We start from the raw sequence: 15,938 nt of genomic DNA on the forward strand, positions 1-15,938 counted from the left end.
TGCGGCCGACGCGGAGGTGACGGCATGACCGGCGGATTCGTCTACTCCGAGAAGCCCATCCGTATCGAGTCGGGCGAGGGCGTCCACCTCTACGACGATTCAGGTGACGAGTACCTCGACTTCGGCGCGAGCTACGGCGTCGCCGCGGTCGGCCACTGCCACCCCGAAGTCGTCTCGACGGTGCAGGAGCAGGTCGAGAAACTGACCTTCGTGCAGGCCAGCTATCCCAACTCGTCCCGCGACGGCCTCTACGAGAAGTTGGCCGCTGTCGCTCCCGGCGACCTGGAGAACGTCTGGCTCTGCAACTCCGGCACCGAGGCCAACGAGGCGGCCATCAAGTTCGCCCGCAGTGCCACCGGCAACTCCAAAATCGTCGCGGCCCAGCGCGGCTTCCACGGCCGCACGATGGGGTCGCTCTCGGCGACGTGGAAACCGAAGTACAAGAAGCCCTTCGAGCCCCTCGCCGGGGACTTCGAGTTCGTGCCCTACGGCGACGAGGAGGCGCTGGCCGAGGCCGTGGACGACGAGACGGCCGCGGTCCTGCTCGAACCGATTCAGGGCGAGGGCGGCGTCAATCCCGCGCCCGAGGGCTACCTGCAGGCCGCCCGCGAGGTCACGCAGGAGACCGGGACCGCGCTGGTTCTGGACGAGATTCAGACCGGTCTCGGCCGGACCGGGGCGCTCTGGGCCTGCGAGAAGCGCGGCGTCGTGCCCGACGTCCTCACCTCGGCGAAGGGACTGGGCGGCGGGCTTCCGGTCGGCGCGACGCTCTGCGCCGACTGGATCGCGGAGAACGCGGGACCGCACGGCTCGACGTTCTCGGGCGGCCCGGTCGTCAGCGCGGCCGCGGACGCGACGCTCTCGGTCGTCGCCGACGAGAATCTGGCCGAGAACGCGGCCGAGGTCGGCGACTATCTCCAGTCGAAACTGGGGGGTTCCGAGGTAGCGATTCGCACGGTCCGCGGCGAAGGTCTCATCCTCGGCGCGGAGGTCGGGCGCGGCGCGAACCGCGCGCTGAAGGAGTTGGCGATGAACCACGGGATTCTGGCGCTCCCCGCGGGCCGGACCGTGGTGCGCCTGCTCCCGCCGCTGACCGTCACGAAATCCCACGCCGACGAGGTGGTCGCGGCGCTCGAAGTCGCGCTCTCGGAGGTGTCGGCGTGAGCCAGAGCGCGGACGTGAGCGTCGGCGACGCGGCGGCCCGCGACCTGCTCGTGGACCTCGTGGAGATTCCGTCGCCGACCGGCGACGAGCGGGCCTGCGCGGAACGCCTCGCCGCGTTCTTCGAGGAGCGCGGGCGCGAGGTCCGGATAGACGAGGCGGGCAACGTCCGCGCGCCCGCCGACGACTCGGTCCTGCTGACCTCGCACATCGACACCGTGCCGGGCGACATCCCGGTGGAAATGACCGACGGTGAACTGTGGGGCCGCGGGAGCGTGGACGCCAAAGGCCCGCTCGCGGCGATGGCCGCGGCCGCGATAGAGACCGGCGTGAGCTTCGTCGGCGTCGTCGGCGAGGAGACCGACTCGCGGGGTGCCCGGTTTCTCGTCGAGGACCGCGAGGAACCCGACGCCGTGGTCAACGGCGAACCCTCCGGGTGGGACGGCGTGACGCTCGGCTACCGCGGGTTCCTGTCGGGCGAGTACGCCGTCAGCACCGACTCGGCCCACACCTCGCGTCCCGAGGCGAACGCGATTCAGGACGCGATGGCGTGGTGGCAGGCGGTCGAGAGCGCGTTTTCGACGGAGAGCGAGGCCGCGTTCCCGTCGGCAGAAGCCGACGGGAACGCGGACGGTGAGGAGGGCGCGTCGGCGGACGACGACGCGCCCGTCTTCGAGCAGGTGACCGCCAAGCCCGTCGAGTTCTCGGGCGGCGTCGCGGCCGACGGCCTCTCGGTGGACGCGACGGTCGAGGCGCAGTTCCGGATTCCGCCCGGCGAGACCGCCGCGGGGATTCGGGAGACGGTCGAAGACGAGTTGGAGTCGGGCGAAATCGAGTGGAACGAGCCGATTCCGCCCGTGATGGAGACGCCCCGGAGCGAGGTGGCCCGAGCGTTCCGAACTGGGATACGACGAGTCGGGGGCGACCCTCGACTCCTCCGCAAGACCGGAACCAGCGACATGAACCTCTACGCCGCGGCGTGGGACTGCCCGATGGCGACCTACGGCCCCGGCGACTCCGAGTTGGACCACGCGCCGAACGAACACCTCGACCTCGGGGCGTTCGACCGCGCCGTCGCGGTCCTCGAACACGTCTCCGAGACGCTCCAATCATGAACGACCACGCGACTCACTCACCGACGGACTCGACAGACGACCCGGACGCGACGGCCCCGACCGACGGAAGCGACCCGTCCGAGGGAAGCGACCCGACCGCCGCGACCGACGAGACCAACCCGACCGACGCCGACGACTCGTCGTCGGCCGACCACGTCCTGCAAATCGACGACCTCTCGGCGGCGGAACTCGCCGAACTGTTCTCGACGGCGGCGGAGCTGAAAGTGGCCCACCGCGCCGGGAAGGACCACGCGGTCCTGCCGAACCACAGCCTCGCCATGCTGTTCGAGAAGCCCAGCACCCGGACGCGGGTCTCCTTCGAGACGGGGATGACCCAACTGGGCGGCCACGCGGTCTACCTCGGGCCGGACACGACCCACTTGGACCACGGCGAACCGGTCGCCGACACCGCCCGCGCCCTCTCGCGGTACGTGGACGCGGTGATGGCCCGCGTGTTCGACCACGACGCGCTGGTCGAGATGGCGGAGTACGCGACGGTGCCGGTCGTCAACGGCCTGTCGGACGCGGCCCACCCGTGCCAGACGCTCGCGGACCTGTTCACCGTCTACGAGGAGTTCGGCGGATTCGAGGACGTGAGCGTCGCGTGGGTCGGCGACGGGAACAACGTCGGCCAGTCGTTCGCGGTCGGGGCCGCGATGGCCGGACTCGACCTGACGATGGCGACCCCGGAGGGGTACGGCCCCGACGAGAGCGTCCTCTCGCGCGCCGAGTCCCACGGCTCCGCGCCCGAGGTCGTCCGCAATCCCGAGGAGGCAGTCGAGGGCGCGGACGTGGTGTACACCGACGTCTGGGTCAGCATGGGCGAAGAGGACGAACGGGACGAGAAGTTGGGCGACTTCGAGGGCTTTCAGGTGAACGACGACCTGCTCGCGGCCGCGCCGGAGGCCGCCGTGATGCACTGCCTGCCGGCCCACCGCGGCGAGGAGATTACGGGCGCGGTGCTGGAGAGCGACCGGTCTGTCGTGTGGGAGCAGGCCGAGAACCGGATGCACACCCAGAAGGCGCTGCTGGTGCATCTGCTCGGCGACGACTGAGTTTCGGCTAGTCGGCCGCGTGGCGCTCGACGGTCTCGTCGAGGTGGAACTGCGTCCGGAGCTGAAGCCGGGGCACCTGCCCGACGGCACCGTTCGCGCCGGGCTTGCGCGTCGTCGTGCGCTCGACGGTCGCCGAGACCTCGGCACCGAGCCAGTCCCGGAGCGCCGAGCGCAGTCGCCGACCGTCTTCCGTCGAGTCGAGCAACACGTCCACGACCGGGGTCCGCGGACGCACCGCGAGGACCTCGGGACGGTCCTCCAGCCACGCCGTCAGGTCGGGATAAGTCTGCTCGCCGAGCGTATCCGCGATTTTCGCGTACGTGCCGGTGAGGTCCGCGAGTTTCCAGTACCTCGTAAGCGCGTACTCGTCCACGACGTTCTCCCGGCGCGTCGCTCGGTACGCGTTCGTGAGGACGTCGGCGTCCCCGAGTCGGTCGTAGTCGGCCTCGAACCGGACGCGGCGCTCCTCCGGGGAGTCGGTGTCCGGCGTCCACGTCGCTTGCCACTCGTACATGGCGGCGGCTTTCCAGCCCCCTGTTATCAACTTTCACCTTTCGGCGCTTCTCGGTCGGCGGGGTCCGCGCCCGCGCCGAATGCTAACCGTTTATTCAACTAGCCCGTTATAAATGTCAACAGCCAAAACTGATTATGACGTTCTCGTCGTGACTCCCGACGGAGAGAAACCATGTTCTACCACGACAACGAACTCCAGTACGAAGTCGAAGTCGAGGACCCGGACCCGTACTTCGCCAAGATGTTGCAGGAAGCCATCGGCGGCGTCGAGGGCGAGATGCGGGTCGCGCTCCAGTACATGTTCCAGGCGTTCGGACAGCCCAAGGAAAAGCAGGAGTACCGCAACCTGCTGATGGAGACCGCGGCCGAGGAGTTGGGCCACATCGAGATGCTGGCCACGGCCGTCACGAAGAACCTCCAGGGCGCGCCCGACGAACTGCGCCGTGAGGCGCGCGAGAACGACGCGGTCATCGACGCGATGATGAGCGGCGGGCAACCGCGACAGGCGCTGTCGGCCGGTCTCCACGCCATGCCGGTGGACGCCAACGGCAACCCCTTCAGCGGGAACTTCATCGTCGCCAGCGGGAACCTCGCGGCGGACATGTACGCCAACATCATGGCCGAATCGACCGGGCGACTGCTGGCGACCCGACTGTACGAGATGACCGACGACGAGGGGATGAAGGACATGCTGGCGTACCTCATCGCCCGCGACACGATGCACCAGAACCAGTGGCACGCCGCGCTCGAAGAGATGGGCGAGACGGTCCCCGTGCCCGCGAGCTTCGACCAGGAGAAGGAGAATCAGGAGTACAACTACGAGTTCATGTCCACGTTCCGGGAGGACCGCGAGGACCCCCACGAGCGCTGGACGGAGGGCGTCTCCATCGACGGGAAGGGCGAGTTCTCCTTCGGCACCCAACCCGGCGGCGGGAACCCGCAACTCGAAAAGGCCATCGCGGAGATGTACAACGAGGCCAGCGGCGGGTCCGGCGACTCGACCATCGAAGACGGCGAGTAGCGAAGCCTCACGCCCGGCGGACGACCGCGAAGGTAGTGCCCAACACCGCGCCGTAGAGGACGTGACCGACGAGGCTCCCGACGCTCGGGTCGGGAATCGGCAGGACGAGGACGGTGTTCGCCACCGCCCAGAACGCCACGGCGACGCCGGTCGCCACCGCCCAGAGCGCGACGCCGAACGCCGCCCCGAGCGCGACCCCAGTCGCGGGTCGGTCGGCGAAGCGGGCGATTCGGGGGAAACTCACGACGCCGACGTAGACCAGCGCGAACGCGAGGCTGTGGAACAGGTGGACGACCCAACTGTACGCCAGCGTCTCGGGCGCGACGACCGCCTCGCGCGGCGGGAGGACGCCGACGACGAACTGGAGGTAGAGACCGAAGCAGACGCCGGCGACGAGTCCGGCGACAGCGCCGCCGACCCAGCGACTCCGGCCGCGTCGGTCGCGTCGAATCGCGGTCTCGGTCTCGGCCATATTGTGAGATATGTTAGCGTGGCTGAAAAACCGCCGCGTTCGTTCGCACCGTTCACGGCCGCGCGGCGACGCCGCGCTCGGGACCGAGCGCGGCGTCACGCTCGATTGTCGGCGGAAAGTGGACGTTACTCGACTTCTCTCGGGGCGGAGCTATCGCGCGGTCTCACGCGAGAGCGTCGGCCGTGCCGACCAAAATCCGGAACGCGAGTCAGCGCCGCCGCACGGACGCGAACACCGCGCCGAGGACCCCGCCGCGAGGGAAGCGGAACATATCTATCAGTGTTTGAGGAATAGAGATACGGTTCTAAGCTATCTGTAGAGGGTCAAAAGACAGAGGAAGATTTCTATACGTCCATCCGTTCGCCGGTCGGCCTCCAACCGAAACGGAGGGGTGAAAACGCGTGCCACGACTCGATTTCGCGGGGACGCGATGCTCGGTCGGACGGTGGACGGGCGCCACCGACGCCACCGACGGGCGGCCGACTGCGCCGGCGGCAACCTCGCGGCCGCGGTCTCGCTCATGGCCCGCGACAAGGGCGGTCCTGCCATCGACTACCAAATGCTGGTCTACCCGGCGACTACCTTCTCCTACGAGTTCGCCGACGAACCGTCCGGCGGCGAGAGCTACTTCATCACCGAACCCGACCTCCAATGGTCGTGGGACCACTACCTCGAAAACGACATCGACGGGATGAGTCCCTACGCCTCGCCGCTCCGAGCCAACGACCTGAGCGACCTGCCGCCCGCGACCGTCCTCACCGCGGAGTTCGACCCGCTGAAGGACGAGGGCGTCGCCTACGCCGACCGCCTCGCGGACGCCGGGGTGGCGGTCGAACACACTCACTACGACGAGATGGTCCACTCGTTCTTCACGAACGTCGCCGAACCGCGCGTCGAGCAAGCGTGGGACGCGATGGCCGAAATCGACGCCCACCTCGACGACGCTCTCGCGGACGAGGAGGAAGACCTCCTCGTCGCCTGACGCCGCCTCGAACGAGTCGAACACCGTCGCGTCAGACGCGACCGTAGAACTACCTCGAACCGACCGCTTTTACCCGTCGGTTCCCTCCCACAGAACATGACTCTGTGCCTGTCCGAAGCGCGGCCCGACCCGCCGGAGACGGCGGTCGATGGCGTCTGGTTGTCCTGTATCGAGTGCGACGCGACCTTCGCACCGTTCGAGGCGGTACGGTACACCTGCGACGACTGCGACGGCCTGCTGGAAGTCCGGTACGCCGACCTGCCGACCTTCGAGGACTTTGAGGGCGAACTCGGCGTCTGGCGGTACGCCGACGCGCTCCCCTTCGAGGCGGGCGTGAGCATCGACGAGGGCGGTACGCCGCTCTACGAGGTGCCAACCATCGAGGCCGAAACGGGCGTCGCCGACCTCCGGGTCAAACACGAGGGGATGAACCCGACCGGGAGTTTCAAAGACCGCGGCATGACCGTCGGCGTCCGCGTCGCCGAGAGACTGGGCGTGGACCGCCTCGCGTGCGCGTCCACGGGCAACACGAGCGCGGCGCTCGCGTGCTACGGTGCGCGCGCAGGCACGGAGGTCCTCGTCCTCCTTCCCGCGGGCAAAGTCGCCGCTGGCAAGGTCGCGCAGGCCAGCCTCCACGGTGCCCGGATTCTGGAAGTGGACGGCAACTTCGACGCCTGTCTCGACGTCGTGTCGGACCTCGCCGACCGCGGGGAGGCCTACCTGCTCAACTCGCTCAACCCCTTCCGACTGGAGGGCCAGAAGACCATCGGCCTCGAAATCTTGGAGCAGTTCCGCGACCAGACGGGCGACCTCCCCGACCGCATCGTCCTGCCGGTCGGCAACGCGGGCAACACCGCCGCGCTCTACAAGGCGTTCCGCGAGTTGGTCCGGAGCGGCGCGCTCGACGCCGACGACGTGCCCACGCTGACCGGCGTGCAGGCGGAAGGCGCGGCCCCGATGGTCGAAGCAATCGAGGAGGGGAACGACGAGGTCCACCGCTGGGAGGAGGTCGAGACGCGCGCCACCGCCATCCGCATCGGCAACCCCGTCAACGCGCCGAAGGCTCTGCCCGGCATCCGGGAGACCGGCGGGACCGCGGTCGCGGTCTCCGACGAGGAGATCACCGACGCCCAGCGCGCGCTGGCCCGCGACGGCGTGGGCGTCGAACCCGCGAGCGCCGCGTCGGTCGCGGGACTCCGAAAGCTGCGCGAGTCGGGCGAAATCGCGGCCGACGAGCGGGTCGTCTGCCTGACGACGGGCCACCTCCTGAAGGACCCCGACGCCGCGGCCGCCGCGGGAGCGGACCCCGAACCGGTCCCGGCCGACACCGACGGCGTGCTGGAGCATCTGGGCGAGTAGGTTCTCCCGTCCTGCCCTCTCCAGTCGAAACGGCGTCGTGCGTCCGTCTGACGCGTCGCCCCCGTCGTCCGCCCGACGCGACTTTTCGACGTTCGATATCGGACTACGACGCCGAGAACGGGAAGGAACAGCATTGCACCCAAGACGACGAGTGCTTGTTTCCGTCGAGTGGCGGTGTATCGGTGCCGTCCTTGGCGCCACTCGGCGCGTGCGATGGCGAAAACTGCTGTCAGTGATGTGGCCCCACTTTCCGTGGACGATACCGACAGCGTCGGATTCCCGTGGGGCGATTGTTCGTCCATCGGCTCCGGTACGTTTTCCTCGGTCACGCTGGATCACCGTGGCGTTTGGAGGGGTTCGGGTCCTCCGTAGCGATGTGTGAGGAGTCGTCAGTGATATCGAGGAAGGCCTCTTCGAGACTCGCCCCGCCTTCGCGGCTCGCACGTTGCGTCAGTTCTGAGGGGGCGTCTTCCGCGACGAGCGACCCCTCGTGGAGAACACCGACCGTATCGGCCAGTTCTTCGACGACGGGAAGGATGTGTGTCGAGAGGAAGACGGTCGTTCCCTCGTCAGTTAAATCGCCGATGAGGTCGATCACCTCACGCGCTGCGCGAGGGTCGAGTCCCGTCGTGGGTTCGTCCAAGAAGACGACAGATGGCTTGTGGAGGACCGCCTGAAGTAGCCCGACTTTCTGGCGCATCCCCGTGGAGTAGGTTTCATATTTATGTTATAGACAAAATCTTTATACTATAGTTAATATGCCCGGCGTTAGTATCCTTACAGTTACTTGTGCGCGGATTCTAAGATACCACCCCTGTTACATTTATTGTTCAAAAGCGCAATATCTGGTGCGGTTCTCGTTCGCTCCTTACTTACTCCGTGCGAGTCGCACCACGACCCCGCTGCTGACGAGCAGGCAGACGAGTAGCCCCGCGAACGCCGCGGTGTAGGAGACCCGGCCCGCGACGAACCCGACGTAACTCGGGCCGAGGCTCCCGAGACCGATGTAGACGGTCCGGGTCGCGCCGAGGTCCCCGCCCATGCTCCCGTCCGGGAACGTGTCCATCAGCAGCGCCTGCATCACCGGCGGGTAGGCCATGAGTCCGGCCGCGAAGACGACGACGGCGACACCGACCGCGAGCCGCCCCTCCGCGGCGAGGAGTCCGGCGAGCGCGCAGGCCGCGACGACCAAGGCTCCGGCAGCGACCCCGGCCCTCGCGAACCGGTCGCCGAGCGATCCCGAGAGGGGCTTGACCGCCGCACCGACCACGAAGAGCGCGGCGAACCCGCCGCTGGCGAGTCCCGCGGGGAACCCCTTCGACGCCCGGAGGAACGTCGGCAGGAACCCGGCCGCGCTCTGCCACGTGAACGCGTAGAGCGCGTAGGCCAGCAGGTACCACCGCATCTTGGGTCGCTTCCAGAGCCGGGTCGCGGTCGCCGCCGCGTCCGAGAGGCCCGCGGCGACCGACTCGCGGTCCACCGTCGGGCGTTCGTACGCCTCGCGCCCCCAGACGTGGAGCGCGAGCGCCACCCCCGCGAGGACGGCAATGACCGGCGCGTACGCCGACCGCCAACCGGCGAGCGCGAGCGCCGCGACCGCGAGTCCCGCCGCGGCCGCACCGCCCACGTCGCCCGAAGCGGTGTGGAGACCGAACGCCTGACCGCGGCGCTCGACGAACAGGTCCGAGACGAGCGCCCGCGCCGGGGTCGGGTAGAGTCCCGCGCCGGTCCCGACGACGACCGCTCCGAGGAGGAAGACGGGGTAGCTCGGCGCGCTGGCGAGGACCGCGAACCCCGCGACGACCAGCGAGAGGCCCGCGACCAGCAGGGTCTTGCGCGTCAGATCGTCGGAGAGGCGACCGCTGGGGTACTGACAGAGCGCGTACAGCCCCCAGAGCGTCGTGAACGCGAAACCGGACTGGAAGTCGGTGATGGCGAGGTCGCCCATCACGGCCGAAAGCATCGGCGAGAGGACGAGTCGCCCGGTCTGAATGGCGGCCCATCCGAGCGAGACCGCGAGCAGGAGGCGGCCGGAGTAGCCCGTCAGGAGGCGCTCGCGCTCCTCGGGGTCGTCGGCGTCCGGACGGTCGGCGTCGGTCTCGTCGGCGCGGCCGCGTGACACTCTCGGAGCAAAGCGACCCGGGTATTTGAGTTCGGGCTTTGCGGCAGAGGCGTCGGCGTCTTCGCTCTCGTTCGCGGGCGACTCAGAGCGCGCTCGCCCCGAAGTACAACCCGACCGCGACGAGTGCGACGCCGACGGCCTGCACGACTCGCCGCCACCGACCGCCGCCCGAATCCGCACCGTACTCGCCGCCGCGTCCGGGCGGCCGCCGACCCGCCGCGTGCATCCGGACGACGGCGTCCGGGGCCGCGAGGAAGAACAGGCCGAGGCCGACGCCGAGGACGGCCGCGAGCAGGGTTCTGAAATCCATCGTCGGGAGTCAGTTCCGCAGGCGCTCGATGCGCTTCTCGACCGGCGGGTGACTGGCGAACAGTCGCGCGAGCCCGGACGCCTCGCCGAAGATGCAGAGCGCGCTGACCTCCGAGTCGATTTCGGACCCGCGAGCGCGTTCGCTCCCCGAACTGATCTTTTCGAGGGCGCGAGCGAGCGATTCGCCGCCGCCGATTTCCGCGGCGGCGTCGGCGTCCGCGACGTACTCCCGGTAGCGCGAGATGGCGAGGACGAACACCATCACGAGCAGTTGGGTTATCTGGCCGACGACCATCGCCAGGAAGAAGTCCGCGAGGTCGTTGTCGCCGGTCAGCAGGACCGCCCACTGCGCGACGATGGCGACGATGGACGCGACGCCCTGTCCGAGGACCATCATCACCACGTCGCGGTTCCGGACGTGAGCGAGTTCGTGGGCGAGGACGCCCTCGACCTCGCGAGAGTCGAGCAACTGGAGCAGTTCCTCGGAGACGACGACGGTGCCCGCGCCCTTTCGACCGACCGCGAAGGCGTTGGGCACGCCCATCCGGGCGACCATCAGTCGCGGTTTGTCGATGCCCATGTCCTTCGACAGCGACTCCACTTGTCGGTGAATCTCCGGGAAGCGGTCCTCCGGCATCTCCTCCGCGCCGACGCTCCGGAGCGCGGCCCACTTGCCGATTTTGTACTGGACACCCACGAAGGCGACGCTTCCGAGCGCGACGAGTATCGGCGAGAAGCCGAACACGCCCATGGCGACGACCGACGCGAGCGCGTAGAACGCGAACAGGATCGACCCGACGACGGCCATTCGGGCCTTCAGACCGAGATGTTTCATAAGCGGGTGTGGATAGCGACGCCACTAATAAGCGGTGGTTACGCAGGACGATACGACGAAAGCGCGTCCCAATCGACGTAGCGACAGACCCACGCTCCGCGGAGTTTATCTATCACGTATTCGATGTGACCGCATGGTTGACGAATCAGGCTCCTCCCGTCGGCGGTTCCTCGCCGTAGCGATGGGCAGTAGCGTGTTCGCTGGTTGTGGCGGTTCCTCCTCTTCGACAAACGGCAGAGATGCGACTACGGACGAGACGGCCACCACCACCGAACAGACGACAACGCCGGATTCAGACCCTGTCGTGGAGAACGAGCTGACCTTCGAACTCGACGCGATGGTCGGCGACGGCGAATCCCAACTCGAAGTGACTGGCGACGGGTCTCACTCCGGAGGCATCGACAGCGTGCGCGTCGTCTTCGGAACTGGCGAGGAGGTCGAGGTGACCCCTAACGGACAGTTCGAGACCGGATTCGAGGTGCGTCGGCCAGTTCCCGGTGGACAGAGATACGGCGTCGAGGTGAGTCTCGTCCCCTCGAACGGGAAACCTATCTCGAAACGGAAACTGAGCGATTACGTGACCGAACTGCAAGCAGAGGACGCTGGGAATCCGACGGTGATTGCGAACTACTACCCGTGGTACGGCCCAGACCGCCACCAGTTGTTCGTCGACGAGCCGGTCATCTCTGACTACAATTCGCGCAACATCGAGACTATCGAACGGCACGTCGAATGGGCGACCGAGTACGGAATCGACGCCTTCTGCACCAGTTGGTGGGGGCGAGAAAGTTGGGAGGACGAGACGTTGTCCGACTATTTTGTCCCTGCCGAAGCGACGAACGACATCGAGTTCTGCCTCCTCTACGAGACCAAGTCGCTGTTGGAGCATACCGAAGACGGCGTAGTGGACTTCGATGACGAGCAGGTTACGGAGAAGTTCGTCGAGGACGTGGCGTACGTGGCCGAGGAGTACTTCGGCGAGGACAACTACCTCCGAGTCGACGGGAAACCACTCGTCTACGTGTACTGGGCGTGGGGCTTCGAAGGGGGCTACGAAGCGGCGTTCACTGCCGCCGAAGAGGCCGCCGGTGAAGAGCTATTCATCGTTCTCGAAACGGTCGACTGGCGGTTCCCGACCCAACAGGACCGGGACCTGATGCAGGCCGCGGACGGCGTGACGGCTTACGAGATGTATCGCTCCATCGAGGACATCAACGAGAACTTCGCCGAGCGGATGACCTCCTACTACCCCGAATGGTTGCTCGCGGCCAAGGACAACGATTGTGCGTTCCTCCCGATGGTGATGCCGGGGTTCAACAACAGACAGACGAAGGGCGGGGACGAGGACACACCGATTGTCGAGCGAAGCCGAGAACGGACCCAGCGCGTCTGTGAGAAGACCGACCAGTACCACGACCCCGCTGTCGACATCTCGTTCGTGACCTCGTGGAACGAGTGGCACGAACACACGCAGGTCGAACCGTCCGAGGAACACGGCACGAGCGACCTCGAAATAATCCGTAACACGCTCGCAGACGGCGAACCCGAATACTGGATAACCGAGACTGTGAGCATCACGTTCTCGTTCGGCGAGACGGTGAAGGAGTCGAGTCTCACCGACTCCATCGGTGATGTGGATCGAGACCTCGCGTTCGCACTCGAACGAATCGCCTTCGAGGACAGTTACGGGTCCCAGATTGAATCGTACAGCCTCGGTACGGAGGGGGAAGAGCCATACCTAAGCGGGGGCGTCTACGCGAGAGCGACCACCGAGAACAAGTCTTGGCGATGGCTCGGCGGCGAAGACGCCGCGGCGACGTTCACCTTCGATAGCTCGGTTCTTCAGGCAGAGACGCTGACGCTCGAGGGGTTCCCTGCCACGGATGGGCTCTCGGGAACCGCCTCGGTCGGCGGACTGAAACTCGGGACGGTCGAGTTCAGCGAGCGACGAACGCAGACCTACTCCTTCGAACTCATCTAGGACGTGTCGGTCGCGGACCCGATTCCCCGAGACCAACCTCGCGGAAACGGGGACGGGGGTTCACTCCGCGCCGTTCAACTCGATGTAGCGCGCTTCGATGATGCGCTCGTCGGCTTCCAGCGCCTCCTTCGCCTCGTCGGGGACCTCCGCATCGAGGGTGTAGACGGTCAGCGCCTCGCCGCCGTGGGCCTCGCGGGCGTTGAACATCCCCGCGATGTTGACCTCGTGGTCGCCCAGCACGGTGCCGATGAACCCGATGACGCCGGGCACGTCCTCGTTTCGGGCGACCAGCATGTGGCCGTGGGGGATGGCGTCGATGCGGTAGTCGTCCACGCGGACGATTCGCGGGTCCTCGTCGGCGAACAGCGTCCCCTCGACGCTGATGGACTCGTCGTCGCCCGAGACCGTGACGCGGACGAGGCTCTGGAAGTCCTCGGTCTGGCGGGTCTTGGACTCCGTTACTTCGACGCCGCGCTCCTCGGCGATTTGGGGCGCGTTGACCGCGTTGACCTGCCATTCGAGCGGTTGGAACACGCCCTTCTGAGCGCTCGCGGTGACGAGTTCCACGTCCTCCTCGGCGATGTCGCCCTCGTAGTGGACTTCGATGGAGTCGATGCGCTGGTCCAGCAGTTGGGTCGCTATCTTGCCCGCGGTCTCGGCGAGACCGATGTACGGTTCGACGCGGGGGAACGCGCTCTCGTCGATGGACGGCGCGTTGAGCGCGTTGACGACCGGTTCCTCCTCGAAGGCCGCGACCACTTGGTCGGCCGTGCTGGTGGCGACGTTCTCTTGGGCGGCCTCGGTGCTCGCGCCGAGGTGGGGCGTGACGATGGCGTCCTCCACGTCGAGCAGGGGGTTGTCGGGCGAGACAGGTTCGTCGGCGAACACGTCCACCGCGGCCCCCGCGAGGACGCCCTCCTCGACGGCTTCGGCGAGCGCGTCCTCGTCCACGACGCCGCCGCGGGCGCAGTTGACGAGGTAGCCGCCTTCGAGTTGGGCGAGTTCCTCCTCGCCGATGAGGTTCTCCGTCTCGGGGGTCAGCGGCGTGTGAACCGTCAGGAAGTCGCCGCGGTCGAGACACTCGTCGAGTTCCACCAGTTCCGCGCCGAGTTGCTCGGCGCGGTCCTCGCTGATGTAGGGGTCGTAGGCCACGAGGTCCATCCCGAGCGAGTGGAGTTTCTTCGCGACCTCTTGGCCGACCCGACCCAGTCCGACGATGCCGAGGGTCTTGCCGTTGAGTTCGGTGCCGAGGTAGTCGCCCTTGGCCCACTCGCCGTCCTTGAGTCGGGCGTGGGCCTGCGGAATCGAACGCGCGCTGGCGAACGCCATCGCCACGGTGTGTTCCGCGGCGGCCCGGACGTTGCCCTCCGGCGCGTTGGCGACGATGACGCCGTGTTCGGTCGCCGATTCGATGTCGATGTTATCGACGCCGATACCCGCACGGCCGACGATGACGAGGTCCGGGGCGGCCTCGAAGACCTCCGCTGTCACGTCGGTTCCCGAGCGCACGATGAGCCCGTTGGCGTCCGAGACAGCAGACAGAAGCGCGTCCCCTTCCACGTCGTAGGCGGTCTCGACTTCGTGACCGGCGTCCCGAAGTCGCTCTAAGCCTGCGTCGGCGATGGGGTCCGTTACGAGGACCTTCATGACTGTCTTCACTCGTGCCGCCGGGATAACCCTTTCCTCGCCCGTGTCTTTTGCCAGAAGTCCCTCGAATCGGCACTCAACGGCGACGCTGGCGCGGGGATTTAACCGACGCTCGCTCGATGTACGCCGCGTGACCAGTCTCCTCCTCTACCTCGGCGTCGCAGTCGCCATCTTCGTCGGCTTCAACATCGGCGGGTCGAACACGGGCGTCGCGTTCGGCCCGGCGGTCGGGAGCGGAACCGTCTCGAAGTTAGGCGCGGGCGTGCTGATGAGCTTCTTCTTCCTGCTGGGCGGGTGGACGCTCGGCCGCCGAGTCGTGGACACGCTCGGCGAGGACCTCGTGGCGGGCGACCCCTTCACGATGCGCGTGGCGGTCGCCGTCCTGCTGTTCATCGGGTTGGCGCTGTTCGCCGGGAACGTCCTCGGCGTCCCGGCCTCCACGTCGATGACCGCGGTCGGCGCAATCGTCGGGTTGGGTCTCGCCATCGGCCGACTGAAGACGGCCGCCGTCCTCGAAATCGTCGGCTGGTGGCTCGTCGCGCCCATCGTCGGCTTCTGGGTCAGCGCGATGGTCGGACGCTACTGGTACGACGACTTGGACGCGTACATCGACATCGACCGGAGCGAGGGTCCGCTGGTGACGTTCGACCGGTCCGACGGGCTTCCGAAGCCGGAACTCGGGCCGGGGACTACCCGGCGGGAGTTCGGCGGCACGCTCCTCGTGGTCGGCATCGGCTGTTACATGGCGTTCTCGGCGGGCACGAGCAACGTGGCGAACGCGGTCGCGCCGCTCGTCGGCAACGGCGCGATTTCGATGACGCAGGGCGTCCTGCTCGCGGCCGGCGCGACCGCAATCGGCGCGCTCACCATCGCGCGTCGGACGCTCGACACCGTGGGCAACGACCTCACCGACCTCCCGCTGGTCGCGGCGGTCGTCGTCGCGGTCGTGAGTTCCTCCATCGTGACGGTGCTGTCGGCGCTCTCCATCCCCGCGAGCTTCGTCGTCATCGCCACGATGAGCGTCGTCGGTCTCGGCTGGGGACGCGCCACGGTCGCCGACCCGGTGCCCGACCACGCCGAGGTTCCGGGTGCGAGCGTCGGCGTCCCCGGCGAGAGCGCCAGCATGCCCGGCGAGAGGGTCGGCCCCGCCCGCGAGACGCCGGACGCGGAACTCGACCCCGACGCGGGCACGGCCGCGGACGGCGACCCGTCAGCGGCCGAACTCTACCAGCCGGCGACGACCGCGAGGGTCGTCCTCTTGCAGAACCTCGTCCCCGGAATCGCGACGGTCGTCGCGTACGTCGTTTTCCGGTACGTGCCGATTCTGTGAGGCGGCGAGCGCGACCGTCCTGATTCGAATCCGACA

At 67.5% G+C, this 15,938-nt stretch carries 14 protein-coding genes and 1 pseudogene; 8 read left to right on the forward strand and 7 right to left on the reverse strand.

The window, feature by feature from the left end; genetic code table 11:
- Window positions 1–24 precede the first annotated feature (24 nt).
- Genes M0R88_RS06125 through argF form a run of 3 tightly spaced genes read left to right on the forward strand, consistent with a single transcriptional unit; the run spans window position 25 to window position 3,331 of the window.
- A complete protein-coding gene (locus M0R88_RS06125; protein ID WP_248656073.1) occupies window positions 25–1,164 on the forward strand; it encodes an aspartate aminotransferase family protein in 1,140 nt (379 codons plus the stop codon).
- Window positions 1,161–2,276: a M20/M25/M40 family metallo-hydrolase gene (locus M0R88_RS06130; protein WP_248656074.1), complete on the forward strand. Its 1,116-nt coding sequence runs from the start codon at window positions 1,161–1,163 to the stop codon at window positions 2,274–2,276. The genes M0R88_RS06125 and M0R88_RS06130 overlap by 4 nt, the downstream gene beginning before the upstream one ends.
- Window positions 2,273–3,331 (forward strand): ornithine carbamoyltransferase, encoded by a 1,059-nt coding sequence (gene argF / locus M0R88_RS06135; RefSeq protein ID WP_248656075.1) that lies wholly within the window; start codon window positions 2,273–2,275, stop codon window positions 3,329–3,331. The genes M0R88_RS06130 and argF overlap by 4 nt, the downstream gene beginning before the upstream one ends.
- Before the next feature lie 7 nt (window positions 3,332–3,338).
- On the opposite strand, the gene M0R88_RS06140 is transcribed toward argF, so the two are convergent.
- Window positions 3,339–3,845, reverse strand: a complete 507-nt coding sequence (locus tag M0R88_RS06140; protein ID WP_248656076.1) for a hypothetical protein — start codon at window positions 3,843–3,845, stop codon at window positions 3,339–3,341.
- Between the two features lie 171 nt (window positions 3,846–4,016).
- Between M0R88_RS06140 and M0R88_RS06145 the strand changes: the two genes are divergently transcribed.
- Window positions 4,017–4,865: a manganese catalase family protein gene (locus M0R88_RS06145; protein ID WP_248656077.1), complete on the forward strand. Its 849-nt coding sequence runs from the start codon at window positions 4,017–4,019 to the stop codon at window positions 4,863–4,865.
- Between the two features lie 7 nt (window positions 4,866–4,872).
- Here M0R88_RS06145 and M0R88_RS06150 read toward each other — a convergent pair whose 3' ends face one another.
- Window positions 4,873–5,337: a hypothetical protein gene (locus tag M0R88_RS06150; RefSeq protein WP_248656078.1), complete on the reverse strand. Its 465-nt coding sequence runs from the start codon at window positions 5,335–5,337 to the stop codon at window positions 4,873–4,875.
- Between the two features lie 430 nt (window positions 5,338–5,767).
- On the opposite strand from M0R88_RS06150, the gene M0R88_RS06155 reads away from it, so the two are divergent.
- The gene (locus tag M0R88_RS06155; RefSeq protein ID WP_248656079.1) at window positions 5,768–6,319 is read left to right on the forward strand and encodes an alpha/beta hydrolase fold domain-containing protein; all 552 of its coding nucleotides are present in this window, start codon (window positions 5,768–5,770) and stop codon (window positions 6,317–6,319) included.
- 96 nt (window positions 6,320–6,415) lie between these two features.
- Complete coding sequence (thrC, locus tag M0R88_RS06160; protein WP_248656080.1) at window positions 6,416–7,678, forward strand: threonine synthase; 1,263 nt, start codon at window positions 6,416–6,418, stop codon at window positions 7,676–7,678.
- A 325-nt stretch (window positions 7,679–8,003) separates the two neighbouring features.
- On the opposite strand, the pseudogene M0R88_RS06165 reads toward thrC, so the two are convergent.
- From M0R88_RS06165 to M0R88_RS06180, 4 genes and pseudogenes are all read right to left on the reverse strand, one after another.
- Window positions 8,004–8,393: pseudogene (locus tag M0R88_RS06165) on the reverse strand (AAA family ATPase); the annotation flags it as partial.
- Window positions 8,394–8,546: 153 nt separating this feature from the next.
- Window positions 8,547–9,800 (reverse strand): MFS transporter, encoded by a 1,254-nt coding sequence (locus M0R88_RS06170; RefSeq protein ID WP_248656081.1) that lies wholly within the window; start codon window positions 9,798–9,800, stop codon window positions 8,547–8,549.
- Between the two features lie 82 nt (window positions 9,801–9,882).
- Window positions 9,883–10,110 carry a hypothetical protein gene (locus M0R88_RS06175; RefSeq protein ID WP_248656082.1) on the reverse strand — a complete coding sequence of 76 codons (228 nt, stop codon included), beginning with the start codon at window positions 10,108–10,110 and terminating at the stop codon, window positions 9,883–9,885.
- 9 nt (window positions 10,111–10,119) lie between these two features.
- Window positions 10,120–10,944 (reverse strand): M48 family metallopeptidase, encoded by an 825-nt coding sequence (locus M0R88_RS06180; protein ID WP_248656083.1) that lies wholly within the window; start codon window positions 10,942–10,944, stop codon window positions 10,120–10,122.
- A gap of 133 nt (window positions 10,945–11,077) precedes the next feature.
- Here M0R88_RS06180 and M0R88_RS06185 point away from each other — a divergent pair, with 133 nt between their 5' ends.
- Entirely contained in the window at window positions 11,078–12,925 is a 1,848-nt protein-coding gene (locus M0R88_RS06185; RefSeq protein WP_248656084.1) for a glycoside hydrolase family 99-like domain-containing protein, read from the forward strand.
- 60 nt (window positions 12,926–12,985) lie between these two features.
- Here M0R88_RS06185 and serA read toward each other — a convergent pair whose 3' ends face one another.
- Window positions 12,986–14,572, reverse strand: coding sequence for a phosphoglycerate dehydrogenase (gene serA / locus M0R88_RS06190; protein WP_248656085.1), 1,587 nt, complete (start codon window positions 14,570–14,572; stop codon window positions 12,986–12,988).
- Between the two features lie 130 nt (window positions 14,573–14,702).
- Here serA and M0R88_RS06195 point away from each other — a divergent pair, with 130 nt between their 5' ends.
- Entirely contained in the window at window positions 14,703–15,902 is a 1,200-nt protein-coding gene (locus tag M0R88_RS06195; RefSeq protein WP_248656086.1) for an inorganic phosphate transporter, read from the forward strand.
- Window positions 15,903–15,938: the final 36 nt, after the last annotated feature.

This window comes from Halorussus gelatinilyticus (assembly GCF_023238445.1).
Classification (GTDB): Archaea; Halobacteriota; Halobacteria; order Halobacteriales; family Haladaptataceae; genus Halorussus; species Halorussus gelatinilyticus.